Genomic DNA, 16237 nt, shown 5'->3' on the forward strand with positions numbered 1-16237 from the left:
CCTCTTTTATAATTTCTTCACATTGTTATTAATGAGATTTTGAACGAATTGAAACAGTTTTGAATCGCTTTCTACAATATACTGTTCCATAGTTTTCTGACCTTCGATGAGTCCGATTATATTTCTTTCGTAATCAAATTTTATACTAAAAGTAGTTTCCGGCTCTTTAGCATATATAACGATATATGAATCAGCATTAAACGCCTGTACGTTAGGGATTAATTTCTTCCTCACTTCCAGGCTATTCAATAGTACACTCAGTTGCTCAAGTTCGTCTGCAGTAAGGTTATGCCAATTCAATCCTTCCGGGTATGAAGTTTGAGCACTCTCAATAGTCGTTGTATTTAATTCAGTGACGTCAATAAAAGCAATTTGGCGCTTACTGTATAAAACGATTAAGACTACCGCAATTACTACTATTAATAGCAACCATATTTTCTTCTTCGAAATCGCTATCCCTCCCCATTAAAATATCCTTTATTTTCCTTATTATATCAAAAATAAAGACCTAACAAAAAAGCAACAAACATCATGACGTTTGTTGCTTTCTACTATTAATAAGTCGTTACTTTGATTGCTTTTTGAGCGGCGTAAATCCAGCGCTGCCACCAGGATAAGGTATCCTGAAATTCTTGCACATCCAAAGTGTAGAGCGCATCTTCATTTTTCCATAGTCGTTCGAAGTATTGTTCCATATCCAAGACGAGCGCACTATCATTCGGAGCGAGTATGCGGACGTTATTTTCCAGATTGTAATCATCCAATGTTCGTTCCGTATAGTTGGAAGAACCGTTTGAAATGATCGTTTGTTCCGCTGTTTGAATCCAGATGACTTTTGTATGGTACTGGCCAACGACAGTATTGTACCAGCGAATATTGATTTGTTCATCTGTATCTTCAAGCAGCTCGTTGACAACCGGTCGATTCGGCAAACCGGACTTTTTCTGACCAAAGGAGTTTTCATTTGGATCCAGAATCATATTTACCTGCACGCCCCGGTTTACTGCATCTGTTAAAGCGTTGACAATGCCGCGCTCAGCAACAAAGAACATGCCAATCCAGATTTTATCCCCTTCTTTTGTCGCCTCCAAATCTTCAAGTAAGGCATCTAAAATTTTCCTCTCGGTCAAATATTGCACAGTATACTGACCGTCCTCTTGCTCGGGAATCTCAGCTCTCGGCAATTTCGGACCACCCGACATGAGCGTTACCGCTTCTTCTGCCTCCAAAATATCGTTTATAACGGATCCCGTCACTTTCAATGCAAGATTTCCGTGGAAACCACTTGCATCATGCGGGTTTGATGATGTGATAATCGCTTCCTTTTCCGAAACGGCCGCTTTGCGGTGATTGGCTTTCACATTGAGCAGTTCCAAATAGGAGGATGCAGTCATATTTGGGGCTTTGCTCGACATGGCGTTCGCAATCCATCCTTCGCCGTCGCGGTTAAACCATTGGAAAAAAATTCGGTATAAGCCCGAATAAATCGGTGTGGAATCTCGCAGTGGTTCTAAATCGGAGTAGATGATTTCCACCCCTGCTTCACGCATCTTCTTGAACCACGGTGTTTCATAGGAACCGTAACCTTTATTTAGCGGATCGGTAATGAAAACAACCGGCATATCCGGATTGTTTTTCTTTTTCTCGGCAAGCTTATCAGAGAGGCTATCGGCGATTGGGGGGAAATCTTCTTCTTCATCAAAATAACCATCCATCAAAAAGAAATCCACCACAACAAACTGTTCGGCATCATCAATCAATCGATACACTTCATCAAATATATGATTCTCATGTTTCCGATCCGTACCATCCATATCCTGCGCATAAGTTAAATCCGTAATCATTTCAATATTGTCCGTCCTATGCAAGTCTCCTGCATAGGAAATACCTTTTGGCAACGGTTTATATGTATGCCATAACATGACCCCTATATATAGCAAAATGAAAAGAAGTATAAGAACGTATATAACCTTTTTCCTTCTACTCCAGCTGTCCCATTTCTTCTGAACTTTTTTCATTGAAATTCCCCCAATACTCTTGTACTTCAATTTCCCGCGAACAGGCAAAGTTAAACAGCGCTTGCTTGCGTGGAGGCTGGGAATTTCAAGAAATTGAGGTTGCTACTATCTATGCTTTCCTTTAGTGAGGGAAGTTCCTTTGCTATAAAAATGCTCATTATTAAAAGTGTTTTAAATAGAAAATTATGTTATTATAATGAATATTTTGGATAGGGGATAAAAGACATGGATCGTACCGTAAGACACCAAATTACCGGTGAACAAATTACATTTTTAGAAACAACGGAGGAAACACAGGGGAAGTACCTCTCTATTGAAGTTACTTTGCCACCACAAGGGGATGGTCCCCCATTACATAGCCACGATGAATTTGAAGAGGAGTTTGAAGTTGTTTCAGGTCAGTTAACGGTGACATTAGGAAAAGAACAATATGTATTACAGCCGGGCGATAAAAAGTTCGTCACATTAAAGACCGTACATACATTTACAAATAATCATGAGAAGCCGGTTGTGTTTCGAGTACGTTTAACACCACCAAGTCAATTTGAGCAGTCCGTACGCATTCATTACGGTTTAATTGATGATGGGCTTTGTGATGCGAAAGGTAATCCGAAAAATATCGCACATACTGCTTTAATTTTATCGATGCAAAATACATTAGTTGCAGGTATTCCATTTTGGTTGCAGCGCAAGTTGTTTGCATGGCTCGTAAAGCGTGGCCACAAAAAGAATGCTTATAAAGGCTTTGAAAAATATATTGGCAAATTGCTTTAATCATAATGCAAATCCAACGTTTCATTTAGAGCTATTACGGTGAAGCGTATCATAAATAAGTGCATCTATAAAAAGAACGAAGGAACCATGTTAGATTCCTTCGTTTTCTAGTTTTCTATATATTTTGCAGTTTTTGCTTCAGGATTCAAGTTGTAACACTACCTTTGTGAAATCTTTGAAATCATTAATATGCTTTTCTAAAATTGCTTCTAAAATTTCAAGCTCTAGTGCTTGGTAGTCATGAACGGCAATATTGCGAAAACCTACCATATTCATAAGTGTTTTCGCTAATTGTCCCTCTATTAAACCTGCTTCTTGCAGTAATTTAAACCCTTCACGACTAGCTTTTGGGACACCAAGTTTTCTTTCACTTACGACATGCATGGCTAAATCTATACTTGCTTCACATGCGCGTTGGATATTTAAAATAATACTGTCTTGCTTTGTAAAATCTTTTAGATTCTCAGCATTCCCCTCATATACTTCATGAATACGATGGACACAACGCTCAATTGTAGCTGTTTTATTTAAAATGATATCATTCATCGCCAAAAACACTTCCTCGTTCTTTAATACTTTCAATTACGGCCGCACGCTGCTCATTTAACGTTGCGTACATACTATATGCGCGCATTTTTTGACGTGTAAATTCATTTTCATCTTGAATATATATAGGTATTCCTTGTGAAAATATCTGTATAGTAAACACTGTATCAAGTTGCTTGATATCAACTAGATCTACTTCACGTCCAGCCATCTCGGCCAGCTCGCCTGCAAGTAAAAAACGTTCGTAAGATGATAACTGCTCTTTGCTGAAATATGCTAAGTCGATATCACTATCATCACGATTTGTTCCCTTAGCAAATGAACCAAACAATATAATGAAATCCGGATTTATTTTAGTTTGGATTAAATTAATTAGCTGTTTTTCAATGTTTTTTTCAAGCATGTTATCACCACCTTTCTTTTATTATAAACGTAGACGAAAAAAACCGCACTTATACTTATTACGGAGAACCCTTTCATAGCTCTTCATTCCATATAAAATTAATTATCTTGAACTTGACAGAGATTTAACGAAGTATTAATATTTTTATATATTATAAGTAAATTTTTATCCTTAGTTTGGTAGTCAATATTTTGGACATTGGTTATCCATTCAAAAAGGAATTAGAATAATAAACAGTAGGTAGACATTTTAAAAGACCTTAAAGAGGTTAGTTAAAAGTAAACCGACAATTCTTAAAGTAAATGGTTTGATATTTGAAACCATTATTTTAGATTGTCGGTTTTTTTGTTTTTTAGAGAAATGAATGCTTTGGACTTGTTAGAAATGGTGCAGAGAAATAAAATTTATATATACCTTATGGAAAAAACTAGAGGAAATACAAACTATAAATTAAACGTATCGCGATTACTCATTGAAGGGATGGAAGTCATGATGGATAAAACAAAAGGTGCTCTTGAAGCTGAAATCAGTAAAGTATTAACGAATTGGGAGAAAAGTTATTTAGGGCGCGGTTCCGTATCGGTTAAATCGGATATTTTGCGAGATATGGTAGTTGTGGTGTTAGGCGGGGTTCTAACACCTGCTGAATATGCCGTATGCCAAGATAAAGAGGGCCTATTGTCAGTCAAAAAAATGCGAAATAGCTTGGTGGAATCAGGTGTGGAAGAAATAAAAGAAGCCATTCTAAGCATCACAGGAATAGAAGTGGTCAGTTTTTATAGTGATTTGAGCACAATAACCGGAGAACGCATTATGGTCTTTAAGCTTTCAGAGGATTTGCAAAGTAAATTATGATGGAACAGGGAATCAGTAGTCTCTAAAGAAAAGATTTATATCCCTATAAAAGGAGGTTTAAATTGATATGGAAAAGAATAAGACTTCAGTACCTCACTTAGATACAAAACTAAAAAACCACCTTGATATTTACGATAATGAAATTCATTTAACTATAAAGGAAACGATCGCTAAAAATAAAGAAATCATAGAGGAAAATCGCGAAATTCTATCGTATAGATTTGCTAACGGTAATAAAAAATAATGGAGTGAGGGCATAACCCAATGTCCATAACAAAGCACGAACGTTGATTGAATAACGTTCGTACTTCTTGAATGTATACCTAAACTTTCATTCTGGAGGTTATGTTAGTATGTCTCCTCATAATTTTTATAAGCATTGACATTAATAATAGAGCCAATCTGTCCGACTTTTACTCCAACGTCTATAAAATTGGTCTTTTTATGATCCGGAAACTTAATAGAAAAGTGTCCATATTTCTTTCCTTCAATGCGGAGTAAGTTGGTTTCCCCTTCTCGTGTGACCGTGGCAATCTTATCTGAATCTGCTGGTAGGACATGCTTCCCCATATAGTCTTCTGTTCCAAAATCAATTGTAGCAGTTGGCTTTTCTTCTAGTGTTCGAACACTATAACGGAAAGATGGTGTAAGACTTACCGCTTCAATCCCGTACCGAACTTCTTCTCCATCAACGAAGCGGAGAGTGGCAATATATTGACCTGGCTTATCAATTCCGATTTGAACAGTATTATATTCATTTGTACTTTCGCTCTTATAACAATCGGATGAACCGTATGTCGGACATTTTTCGAACGCTATACTATCAGATAGCTTTTCTCCATCCATTGTGGAAAGGGAAATGTTTTGGACATCTTTTTTACCTTTTACATCTATTATAGCTGGCGTAGTGAGAAAATCTTGCGTCTCCTCTAGGGTCAACTTTAGTTTGCCATTCACTTCTTTGACATGGACATAAAATTTCCGATAGTATTTCTTATCTGGATTCCCTGAATACACTAAAGCGGCCTGCAATGTTCCCGTCCCTTCTTTGACCGGAACTAAGTGAATTTTATCTGCTTTTTTGCCATTTAGTTCATTGCTCCCTGCAACCGAATGGAAAAGATTCGTATCCTCCTGATAGGAATCATACATTTTAAACTCCTCCCATTTGTAGTCGCTTGCCCGCAATGTCACAATCTGTGATTTCGCTTCCTCTGTAGCTTTCATCATTTTGGCCGCTTGACCCCTTGTTATGGAAACATTCGGACTGAATTTATCCGCAGATGTTCCTCCCGTTATGCCAAGTCGGTAGATGCTCAAAATATTTGGATCATGACCTGTTCCCCTTTTCACATCTTGGAATGGACTTTTATTCGATGAGAAGTCATAGCGTGGCAGATCGAACGCTTTTACAAGAATCGAAGCCATTTGTCCACGGGTAATAGGATCGTTCGGACCGAAACGTCCATCCTCGTAGCCTCTAATGATCCCTTTTTCTGCCATTGCTGCAATGGCTTTGTAATAACCGTTCCCCTTCGTTACATCCTTAAATGCCGAACTCTTCACATTGTCCGTATCCAATTTAATCAGTTTGGCAATTATTGCAGCTGCCTGTCCTCTCGTGATGGAGTTTCCTGGTTTGAATGTACCATCCGGATAGCCTCCAATAATATTCCGTTCTGCCAAATCATAAACTGCTTCGGCAAAGTACTTTGATGATGGTACATCTGAAAATTGTTTTCCGCTTACTGCAAACGTATTAGTCATGGGCAAGGTACATGCCAGCACTAGTACACTCAATCCTGCAAATAGTCTCTTTTTCATTCTCAAGCTTCCTCTCTTTTTCCGTAGTGTGCTGTACTGACGGAAAAAATGGAAATTAGTTTCAGATTTAATTAACTTTTTTTGAAAACCATTTCCTTATATTACTTAATAGCACCCACATCATTATTAGAATCATTGGGATTTACAACAAATTCTATAAACGAAACAACGAATTAAAATTATAGACAGTTTACGTAGATTTAATTTACTCGTTAATTTATTAAAGAGACAAACGCTTTTAAAAATGTTTGACTCTTTTTTAGCTCCAAAATAATCCCTAAATTGAAATTTTAATTTTAACTTGTTTAGGTTTAGTATTCACCTACAAAATAAAACATCTGAGCATAAATCGCGTAGAATAATGGACATTGAATGGTTGCTAGCTCCTCTATTACTAACTCGCTCTTTTGTTTGTTTAAAAAATTGAGTTGGATTTTGGCTATAACTATTCCGTTTTCATAAAATTGAACGTATTGGTTAAAGTCTATTTTAACTTTCAATTGAACACCTGAACCCGCTATATTGTAAGTTGGAGTAATCATATCCCCATGTTCTATTTGTGCGCGGAATACATCGGATCCCATTACTAAAATTGACTCAGATCGCTTAATCAAGGCATGCTTAATTCCCGATTTTACAATTAAATCTCCATTTTGATTTCTACCTTCATATTCACAGATTAATTTATATTCACCAATCCACGAATCAAATAGTTGATGTAAAATTGTTTTATATGTTCTTTTCATTGTATAAATCGGATCATTTTTGTCATTTAAAATTTGAATCGTTATCGTACTTGATTTTGTTAAAGGCAGTTTATATGTATATGTATTCATTAAAAATATCCTCTCCAAATGCTTAACTAAAGTTCTAGTTCTAATACGTTTTATTGCAGTGATAGTTTCAAAAAAATATAGCCTTCTCTACTTCTCTCCCCTGTATAGTGTTAAAATCGAACGAAAGACTTTCTCGTAAAAGGAGTAGAGATGTGAAAAAAAGATGGCTTATTCCTATTAGTTTAATACTACTATTTATGATATTTACGATATATCAACAAAATCAATTAATTAAAGATTATCGCGGTTTACTTTATTTTGAAATGAGTAGAATAAATATTCCGGTAGAACGTATACTTGCTTTTCATGAAGAAGCCGATCGCTATGATGAAGAAGAACGTATGGAAAAACTAGAGCGTTTAGATGAGACGTTTGGAGATTTTTTCAATTTCACTGGAATAGGTTTGCAATTAGAACCTCAAATACGTGCAGAGTATTTTGTCCCTTATAATGATGCGGTACTAGCTTATTCTCATCTTATTAAAAATTATATAGCTGCATCCACTACTCAAGATCGTGAACAAGCCTACATAAATTTAAAGAGACGATATGAACAATATAATGAATTCCTTAAAATTTCTGAAGAGAAATTAGTGGAGCCTTTTGAGTGAAATTCTCCAATATCCCCATAAAAAAACGGTAAACGCTGCCCAACAACGTTTACCGATTTTTTATCGCCAACCTTTAATCTGGGTACACTTTGATCTGTAATAACTCCACAAATAAAACGTTATTTTGAGGGGGGTGTTTCTTTAGACCGTTTAAGCAAATACAAAATTAGGTTGTAAAAAACTAATGTAAATAAGAAGAGAAAAAGATTATCTCCCCATTGAATCCCGTTACCATTATACATATCCAATATAGTCATATTTATAAACAAAAGACTTGGAAATACAAGAGCCCGTATATATTTATTTGTAAAAATAACCTTCCCCCCTTTTTGGATGGGTTATTTATTAAGAGTTTTGCTAAAACCTGTACTCTTTCCTAAATACCCTAATTTTTTATAAAAATTATGCGCTGCGATTCGTTCTTCTCGATTCCCGCTGTTCAATGTGATTGCTATACAATCGTTCTTTATTGCCCAATCTTCCACTGCTGACATAAGCTTCTGTCCAATATTTTTTCTTCGATAATCTTCATGAACTACTAGTGCCAACACTCTTACATATGGCTCATCAAATTCATATGCAGTTTGCTTACACATTCCTACAAAACCGACTAGTTCACCATTCATCTCCGCAACAAACGTTTCGTAATTCGGTAAATCCAAAATTTTACCCAATCTTTCCTGGATTTTTTGATTGGTAGAAGGATAGCCTAGTTGATTCATTAAAATATCCATATTAGTAATATCATTTCGGGTCATTGAACGAATTTGCATAGTATTTTCACCTTTCCGCTATAAACTTTAATAATATAATTATGCGTTAAACGTCTTTCTGATATTTTTTATTCTGAACAGCAAAGAACATCCAAATCAAAACTAAAGTACTGGCAGGTCCATCTACTTGGGCGAAATTCAGATTAAATATCCATTTAATCAAGCCTTGTGTAATGATCGACATGATTGTCAAAATGATAATTAATAGCAGCGCGTGGACTATTAATTTGGGAAAACGTATTTGAGAAAGTCTTGGTAATTTCATAATTTCACACCTTCTTACAAAACTTTATAATTTATTATTCAATCATAGAAATTAAAGCAATACTACAAACAATTACCGTAAAAGATGCCGTCAGCCAAAATGTATGAGTAGAGTGGACTGATTTTATTATTTTTAAAAGGTTGGTACAAAAAATTACGCTTAAACTTATTAATACTACGAATATCAAAGTTGGCATTCCTTCCAAAAATAGTATAACAAATATTTGCTAGATAATTTCTACATTAATATACGGGGTTGTGAGGCGTTTCGTTTTTAAACACTAAAAAAGATGACTCCAGCAACTTATTGGAGTCATCTTGTAATTTTATTTCGTTGTAAAATTTCGGTTACCAATCGTTTCAAACCATGTACGAATTTGCTGTGTATCATCAGAGAATGTTAAGCCTAATAAAAGCAATAAACGTGCTTTTTGTGCTAGTAAATCTCCTGCAGCAATAATATTACCTGATCCACCGTACACTTCACCCGAACCTACACGGCTTGTAGAAGCAAAAACGACGCCTTTTTCTGCTGCCGCTTTACGTGCTTCAGATTGTAAAGAAGAAGTTCCACCTGCACCTGTTCCAGCTGTTACGATTCCTTTCACACCAGCATTAGCAAATGCTTCGATTACTTCGCCACCAGCCATTTGGTACGTATAGGCGATTTCAACACGTGGTAATTCTTTATCTTTTACTTCTGCTAAGTCAAAAGGAGTTGCCCACGCTTCAGTATTACATGCTTTTACACGAGCTGGAGCACGTTCTACGTTAATGTTGTCCCCGTCAATATAGCCTAAAATACCATATTCACCGCTTTGGAATGTATCTGTACGGTATGTGTTTGTCTTTGTTACTTCACGTGCTGCATGAATTTCATCATTTAACATTAATACCGTTCCGTAACAATATGTGTTTTGACTAGCTGCTAATTTAATCGCATTTAATAAATTGATTGGGCCATCGCCACCAATTGTTACATCGCCATTTGCATTCCCCCAAGGACGCATCGCCCCTGTTAAAACAACTGGTTTTTGATTTTGTACTGTTAGATCGAACCAATAAGCGAACTCTTCCATTGTGTCTGTACCTGTCGTTACAACAACACCATCAGAAGTTTTTAATGTTTCATCAATTAATAATGATAATTCACGGAATTCATCGATTGTGTAAGAGCCTGATCCTCTGTTTCCAAATTGAATTGTTTTTACGTCTGCATATTCTAAAACTTCCGGAGAAATATATTTAACCATATCTTCAATGGCAATACGAGATTGGCCATAACTTAAATAACTTACTCGAGATGTGCCTAACGAGCCAATTGTACCACCCGTTGCAATAACTGTTACTACTGGTTTTTTCTCGACTAATTCTTCTGCACGTGCAAATGATGATGGAGTAAACATTGAAATAAATAATAATGCGGCTAAAATCGGTGCTAACAATTGATTCATACGTTTTTGACCTTTTTTCATTTGACCAGCCTCCACTTTATGTTAGATTATCTAACACAGAAAAATATGATTTTTTTATTAATTCATTAATTATAGATGATTTTTAATGAATTTTTATAGTTATGTTATGAAACCTCCTTTCTTAAGGACAAATATAAATGATATTTTTTTCCAAGTCAATCATTTTATTGAAATAATGTAAGAAAACCTAACATATTATTTTTCTTTTGTTTAATTTGCCATGAACTTTTCCTTTGAAAAAACAACAAAATAAAAAAGGTGCTTTTGCCGGCACCTTTTGAGTATCTTCATTAGATGTATTGCTTATCTTTTAGAGCTTCTTTTTTATCATTTAATTTCCTCATTAATCTTCTGGAATAACTTTTGAAAATAGCTGTTCACTACGTCCCCTTTAAATTTCACTTCACAGCTTCTTCAAAATGAAGGTGATTTTAATACATAAGCATTTACTTATATTCAATGTTGATGTATATTATATAAGCAATTACTTATGTATTTATTGGAGGGTTTCCTTTGGATTTATTAGAACAACAACTAAAAGCTTTGGCTGATAAAAATCGACTTACGCTTTTAGCTTGTATGAAAAATGGTGAAGTATGTGTTTGTGATTTTGTTGAAGTTCTTGGTATTTCACAGCCTGCTGTGAGCCAACAGTTAAAAAAATTAAAAGATGCGGGCATTATTTTGGAAAGAAAAAAAGGTACGTGGAAATATTACCGAATTGCAGAACAACTTTCCCCTGTTGTCGAAGCTGTGATTAACGAATTACAAGCTGATGATGGATGTCGCTGTGGAGGAAGTTCATGTTCGTATTAGCAAGTATTCTCTTTATCATCACATTAATTTTCGTTATTTGGCAGCCTAGAGGACTGAATATTGGATGGTCTGCCATGGCTGGTGCTGTCATTGCATTACTTGTAGGCATTGTGGACTTCTCTGATGTTGGGTCAGTAATCAACATTACATGGAATGCTACCCTCTCGTTTATAGCCATTATTTTAATCTCATTGATTTTAGATGAGATCGGTTTATTTGAATGGGCCGCCTTACATATGGCACGTGCCGCAAAAGGCAGTGGTATCAAAATGTTTGTATACGTTAGTTTACTTGGTGCTGTTGTCGCTGCATTGTTTGCCAATGATGGAGCAGCACTGATTTTGACACCGATCGTATTGGCGATGGTGCGTAACTTACAATTCAGTGAAAAAATGATTTTCCCATTTATTATGGCAAGTGGCTTTATCGCTGACACGACAAGCTTACCATTTGTCGTCAGCAATTTAGTGAACATTGTTTCTGCAGACTTCTTTAACATCGGTTTTGTTGAATATGCTTCACGAATGTTTATTCCTAACTTATTCTCACTTGTGGCAACTATTGTTGTGCTGCTCCTTTATTTCAATAAATCGATTCCACGGGTATATGACGAAGCAATGTTAAAGGAACCGCGCCTTGCCATTAATGACATGAAATTATTTAAGTTATCTTGGTTCATCCTCGCATTATTAGTAATTGGTTATTTTTCAAGCGAATGGATTGGCATCCCCGTTTCACTCGTTGCAGGGGTAATTGCAATCTTCTTTTTAGTAATGGCACGCCGAAGTAGAGCTGTCGATACAAAAGCAGTTGTTAAAGGTGCGCCTTGGAATATTGTGTTCTTCTCAATCGGTATGTATGTTGTCGTTTACGGCTTGGGGAATGCAGGTTTGACATCTGTACTCGCTCGCCTTATTGAATGGACAGCAGAACAAGGTTTATTTGTCGCAACGGTTGGTATGGGCTTTATTGCAGCTCTTCTATCATCTGTTATGAACAATATGCCGACTGTGATGGTCAATGCATTAGCAATTGCGGAAACAACTACCAATGGTACATTACGAGAAGCACTTATTTATGCAAATGTTATCGGTTCTGACCTAGGACCAAAAATTACGCCTATCGGATCTCTTGCAACTCTTGTGTGGCTTTATGTGCTTTCAGGGAAAGGCATTAAAATCTCATGGGGAACGTATTTCAGGACAGGGATATTATTAACGATTCCTATTTTACTGTTTACTTTAGTCGGTCTTTATATCACGCTATCTATCTTTTGAGGAATGGAGCAAAATTTTATATGAAAAACACATTATATTTCTTATGTACTGGCAACTCTTGTCGATCACAAATGGCTGAAGGTTTTGCCAAAAAGTATTTACCTGATTGGAACATCAAAAGTGCCGGGATTGAAGCACATGGATTAAATCCAAATGCTGTCAAAGCAATGGCAGAAAAAGGCATCGATATTTCAGAGCAAACTTCGGATATCATCGACCAAGAAATTTTAAATAACGCAACACTTGTTGTGACTCTGTGCGGTGATGCAGCTGACAAATGCCCAGTAACACCACCGCATGTAAAACGTGAACATTGGGGATTTGATGATCCTGCAAAGGCGAGTGGAACTGAAAAAGAAAAATGGCTAGTATTTCAAACAGTGCGCGATGCGATTGAAACAAGAATCCAGTTGTTTGCTAGTGACCAAAACTGATGCGTATACACAAATCGGGCGATAAATCAGTCGAATTTTTCACGGCTTATATGCAACTCGTTTTACAAGCTAACATCAGTTCCGTTGACCATCTTGAAAAATATATGGTCCAACATTTTTTTCAAAATGATATATCTTCACTCGGTACAATTACGCTTGCTAATTTTAAACAAGCGCTTCAAATTATTTATAGGAAATGAGGGGGGAAATGAAAATTACCTATAATGCAACCTCTAGCAGATTAATTCTCATTGATCAGCAATTCGAGTAATGCCCGTTTGCAATTAATATGCCAGATTAAGCCTTTAGTTAGATGCTTTTTAACGTTCATATTCGTAGTTTTAGCGATTAATATTTGTAATTTCTTAGTGCGTACTTTATGGAGCCGTATACCGTCCAAGCATTTCTTTTTCGCAAGCATATCCAAGTAAGCACCTCATTTATATTTGTTCAACTTTACCATAATAAAGATACATGAGCACTATTAATTATCATTTTGCTTACAGAAAAATAGGAATATTTTAACAACATTAGTAAAATGATAAAGATGTATCCTTAGTCAACAGGAAATTAAGACAGTATATGTAAAAAGGGCATTCCATATTATTCATTTAATATGGAATGCCCTTATTTAAGAAAATCGTTCACTTGTAGAAATAATGATGGGATTTCAAACAGTTTATTTATAAATCAGATAGATACCCTGATAACACTAATGCTTCTAGATATTCTTGAAACCAGGCATCATTAATATCTATATCCTCTTCAGTAACTTTTGCTCCTACTACAAACAACTCTGCCGCAATTTTTTTGCACTCACCTTGTTGGGTAAATCCCGACAAATTGTGCCCATCTGTGCTTTCTAGTGCAATTCGAATTAACTTCCCTTCCATAATTTTCACGGATAATAATTCACTTTCCGTTTCTGCTATAAATTCTTCGTTTGCCAATACGTTTTGTGTTTGACGCTCTTCTTCAGTATATAGCCCCTCTAATATATTCGGTTCTGATATTGAATACATTTTTACAATGTTATTTACGTTAACCATTGGGTCATTCATTAACCCCATATATGTAGGATCGTTTTCTATTTCTTTCGCTAAGTACTTACGTTCAAAAATTCCTTCTATTTCATTCAAGGTAAACTCTTTATTGATAAGGCTCAACACTTCAAATCGCTTTAATAATTTCTTAGCTCGTTCAAGGTTCTTCTCTGCTTCCTCATATCGTCTGAAATACACAATTTGCCTCCTTATGCGGGTGATTCTTAAGGTTTCCTCATTTTCATGAGGTCACGCCAAGTATGCTTCGTTCCCTTACTCAACTACTTTTTCTTATAACCAGTCTTGGCTACTTTAGATACATAGTAGGCCCCAATTGTGACAAATACGATTCCCATAAGTTTATATCCTATCGTTTGAACCATTTCGCCTTCTACCGTAATACTAAAGAAAAACATACCGACAATGAGAATGAAGAATCCTATAACTGAATGTACTATTTTAATAACTTTCCCTCCCTCTATAAATGTTGATGTATCAATGGCTTGCGCCATTTTTCAGCGTCAAAAAATATTTTTTTCGACTCGTACATCTATCGTTATTTTGTAATTCTTGATTTTTCTTACATATTGACTGTAAGCTTCGCTAAAGGAGAAACCATTAACTGGTAATAATTCTCCTGATCCTGTGCGATATATCGATGCACTTTTGGATCTCTGCGTTGCTTATGATGACGGACCCTCCCATATCTCTAGGCGTCTGGTGCGCGTACATTCCTTCGTTCGGTCTATTCATAAGGCAGAGGCTGGCGATGCTCCTCAGGGGACTCATTTGACTATGACTCAACGGTCGAATGGGATAAATAATGCCGGCTTCTCCGTGTCATCCTCTTGTCTTGACTTCCGGTGGTGACGCTTAGGCAGCCGTTTGAAGACTGGCGAAATCGGTTATCATTTGATGTTCGTTAAACATGGTTTTCTTTTTGCACAAGGCATGTAAAACTTTTAGTAACTTCCCACAAAGCAGAACGATGGATTGCTTCTTGCGGAGTGGGTTTTTAGTACGTGTTGTGTAATATTCATGAAGTTGCTTAAAGGCTGGATTATGCAAGATGACCGGCATCATCACTCGGAATAGGAGGGCGCGAAGTTTGCGTCTTCCTCGTTTGGAAATCCGTTTTTGTCCCTTTTGCTGACCAGAAGAGTTTTCACGCAATGTGAGTCCCGCTAGTTTGATTAATTGGCGTGGATGCGCATATTGTGTGAGAGAACCAACCTCTGACAGTAAATCGACAATTGTGACGTCCCCGATTCCCGGTACCGATGCCAAATACTCATAATCCGTCATTTGTTTCGCAAGCTCGATTAATTGAGCCGTTAATTCGTCGAGCTGAGCTTGCATTAATTTCATTTGAGAAAGGAGTGTGGCGATTTCAAGTTTGGCCATCACTAAACCTTCTGTCAGTCCGATTGAATTCTGCGAAACCTCGACTAATTGCTTTGCCTTTGGTAGCTGGGGACTTTTCATCCCTTCTACCTGGCGGTATAAGAATAGTAGCTCTTCGGGTGCTTTCCCTTTGATATCCGATGGTAGTGGTGTCATTTCGAGCACCGCATACGCCATTTTCCCGAAGCTTTTAAATACTTGTGTAAACTCCGGGAAGAAGCGATCTAACCAACGAATCAAGCGATTTTGTAGGGCATTTAAATCTTCTTGGATTTTCGTTCGTAATGTCGCACCATTTCGTAACTCGGCTTCGATTCCTTCGAGAAATCGAGGATAGCTGAAGCGACCGTCGCGCATAAGGCGAGCGATGACAAGTGCGTCTTTTTGGTCATTCTTCGTTTGAAGGTTGTCATCCAACTCCTTGGAACGATTGACGTGCATCGGGTTGACCATTACGAATGGAATTCCGTAGCTTGTCAGAAAGGCCGCCAAGTTCATCCAGTAGTGTCCTGTTGGCTCAAAACCAACTAGAATTTCCTGTTTTTCATGGGTATCTTTTAACGTAAGCAGTCGCTCATAAAAGCTTTCAAATCCAATGCGTGACTGCGCAATAGGAAATGATTTTTGGAGCACTCGGCCTCGATCATCAATAGCACAGGCAAAATGTTTGTGCTTCGCAATGTCAATGCCGATTACGAGTGTATTTTCAGAAACTTGATTAATTTTATGGTTCGTATTAGAATTCATTAAGATAGTCCTCTCGTAGATGAATGAGTCAATTTAGTCGTTGATACTCAAGCATCATACAGGAGGGCTTTTTTGTTTTCAAGTCCCTGAAAATCCTTCTAACAGGAATGCTCCTCATCTATACTTTCATCCCAACA

At 36.7% G+C, this 16237-nt stretch carries 18 protein-coding genes; 7 read left to right on the forward strand and 11 right to left on the reverse strand.

What is annotated here, in order from left to right; all coding sequences use genetic code 11:
* Positions 1–6: 6 nt before the first annotated feature.
* On the reverse strand, positions 7–429 hold the full coding sequence (locus tag MKY27_RS13790) for a hypothetical protein (protein WP_339195801.1): 423 nt from the start codon (positions 427–429) through the stop codon (positions 7–9).
* Positions 430–554: 125 nt separating this feature from the next.
* A complete protein-coding gene (locus tag MKY27_RS13795) occupies positions 555–2018 on the reverse strand; it encodes a phospholipase D family protein (protein ID WP_339195802.1) in 1464 nt (487 codons plus the stop codon).
* 225 nt (positions 2019–2243) lie between these two features.
* On the opposite strand from MKY27_RS13795, the gene MKY27_RS13800 reads away from it, so the two are divergent.
* Complete coding sequence (locus tag MKY27_RS13800; RefSeq protein ID WP_339195805.1) at positions 2244–2792, forward strand: cupin domain-containing protein; 549 nt, start codon at positions 2244–2246, stop codon at positions 2790–2792.
* A 138-nt stretch (positions 2793–2930) separates the two neighbouring features.
* Here MKY27_RS13800 and MKY27_RS13805 read toward each other — a convergent pair whose 3' ends face one another.
* Together MKY27_RS13805 and MKY27_RS13810 are read right to left on the reverse strand one after the other, a co-directional pair.
* Entirely contained in the window at positions 2931–3338 is a 408-nt protein-coding gene (locus MKY27_RS13805) for a DUF86 domain-containing protein (protein WP_339199734.1), read from the reverse strand.
* Complete coding sequence (locus MKY27_RS13810; protein ID WP_339195807.1) at positions 3331–3741, reverse strand: nucleotidyltransferase domain-containing protein; 411 nt, start codon at positions 3739–3741, stop codon at positions 3331–3333. Before MKY27_RS13810 ends, MKY27_RS13805 begins: the two co-directional genes overlap by 8 nt.
* 492 nt (positions 3742–4233) lie before the next feature.
* Between MKY27_RS13810 and MKY27_RS13815 the strand changes: the two genes are divergently transcribed.
* Complete coding sequence (locus MKY27_RS13815; protein WP_339199736.1) at positions 4234–4596, forward strand: DUF2294 domain-containing protein; 363 nt, start codon at positions 4234–4236, stop codon at positions 4594–4596.
* A gap of 67 nt (positions 4597–4663) precedes the next feature.
* The gene (locus MKY27_RS13820) at positions 4664–4840 is read left to right on the forward strand and encodes a multidrug transporter (RefSeq protein ID WP_339173169.1); all 177 of its coding nucleotides are present in this window, start codon (positions 4664–4666) and stop codon (positions 4838–4840) included.
* A gap of 104 nt (positions 4841–4944) precedes the next feature.
* Here the strand turns inward: MKY27_RS13820 and MKY27_RS13825 are convergent, their stop codons facing one another.
* Together MKY27_RS13825 and MKY27_RS13830 are read right to left on the reverse strand one after the other, a co-directional pair.
* Positions 4945–6420, reverse strand: a complete 1476-nt coding sequence (locus tag MKY27_RS13825) for an S-layer homology domain-containing protein (RefSeq protein WP_339195809.1) — start codon at positions 6418–6420, stop codon at positions 4945–4947.
* A 311-nt stretch (positions 6421–6731) separates the two neighbouring features.
* The gene (locus tag MKY27_RS13830; RefSeq protein ID WP_339173174.1) at positions 6732–7256 is read right to left on the reverse strand and encodes a hypothetical protein; all 525 of its coding nucleotides are present in this window, start codon (positions 7254–7256) and stop codon (positions 6732–6734) included.
* Positions 7257–7408: 152 nt separating this feature from the next.
* On the opposite strand from MKY27_RS13830, the gene MKY27_RS13835 reads away from it, so the two are divergent.
* A complete protein-coding gene (locus MKY27_RS13835) occupies positions 7409–7867 on the forward strand; it encodes a hypothetical protein (protein WP_339195811.1) in 459 nt (152 codons plus the stop codon).
* A gap of 338 nt (positions 7868–8205) precedes the next feature.
* On the opposite strand, the gene MKY27_RS13840 is transcribed toward MKY27_RS13835, so the two are convergent.
* Both MKY27_RS13840 and MKY27_RS13845 read right to left on the reverse strand, forming a co-directional pair.
* Entirely contained in the window at positions 8206–8640 is a 435-nt protein-coding gene (locus MKY27_RS13840; RefSeq protein ID WP_339195814.1) for a GNAT family N-acetyltransferase, read from the reverse strand.
* 590 nt (positions 8641–9230) lie between these two features.
* A complete protein-coding gene (locus tag MKY27_RS13845) occupies positions 9231–10379 on the reverse strand; it encodes an asparaginase (RefSeq protein ID WP_339195817.1) in 1149 nt (382 codons plus the stop codon).
* A gap of 513 nt (positions 10380–10892) precedes the next feature.
* On the opposite strand from MKY27_RS13845, the gene MKY27_RS13850 reads away from it, so the two are divergent.
* The 3 genes from MKY27_RS13850 to arsC are packed head-to-tail and all read left to right on the forward strand — an operon-like array spanning position 10893 to position 12906.
* Entirely contained in the window at positions 10893–11195 is a 303-nt protein-coding gene (locus MKY27_RS13850; RefSeq protein WP_339173184.1) for a metalloregulator ArsR/SmtB family transcription factor, read from the forward strand.
* On the forward strand, positions 11183–12472 hold the full coding sequence (locus tag MKY27_RS13855; RefSeq protein WP_339195819.1) for an arsenic transporter: 1290 nt from the start codon (positions 11183–11185) through the stop codon (positions 12470–12472). The genes MKY27_RS13850 and MKY27_RS13855 overlap by 13 nt, the downstream gene beginning before the upstream one ends.
* A 20-nt stretch (positions 12473–12492) precedes the next feature.
* Complete coding sequence (gene arsC, locus MKY27_RS13860; RefSeq protein ID WP_339173189.1) at positions 12493–12906, forward strand: arsenate reductase (thioredoxin); 414 nt, start codon at positions 12493–12495, stop codon at positions 12904–12906.
* Between the two features lie 683 nt (positions 12907–13589).
* Here arsC and MKY27_RS13865 read toward each other — a convergent pair.
* From MKY27_RS13865 to MKY27_RS13875, 3 genes are all read right to left on the reverse strand, one after another.
* Complete coding sequence (locus tag MKY27_RS13865; protein ID WP_339173191.1) at positions 13590–14147, reverse strand: hypothetical protein; 558 nt, start codon at positions 14145–14147, stop codon at positions 13590–13592.
* Positions 14148–14230: 83 nt separating this feature from the next.
* Positions 14231–14461, reverse strand: coding sequence for a hypothetical protein (locus tag MKY27_RS13870; protein ID WP_339195820.1), 231 nt, complete (start codon positions 14459–14461; stop codon positions 14231–14233).
* 361 nt (positions 14462–14822) lie between these two features.
* Positions 14823–16100 (reverse strand): IS110 family transposase, encoded by a 1278-nt coding sequence (locus MKY27_RS13875; RefSeq protein ID WP_339194687.1) that lies wholly within the window; start codon positions 16098–16100, stop codon positions 14823–14825.
* Positions 16101–16237: the final 137 nt, after the last annotated feature.

It is taken from the genome of Solibacillus sp. FSL R5-0449 (assembly GCF_037975215.1).
Classification (GTDB): Bacteria; Bacillota; Bacilli; order Bacillales_A; family Planococcaceae; genus Solibacillus.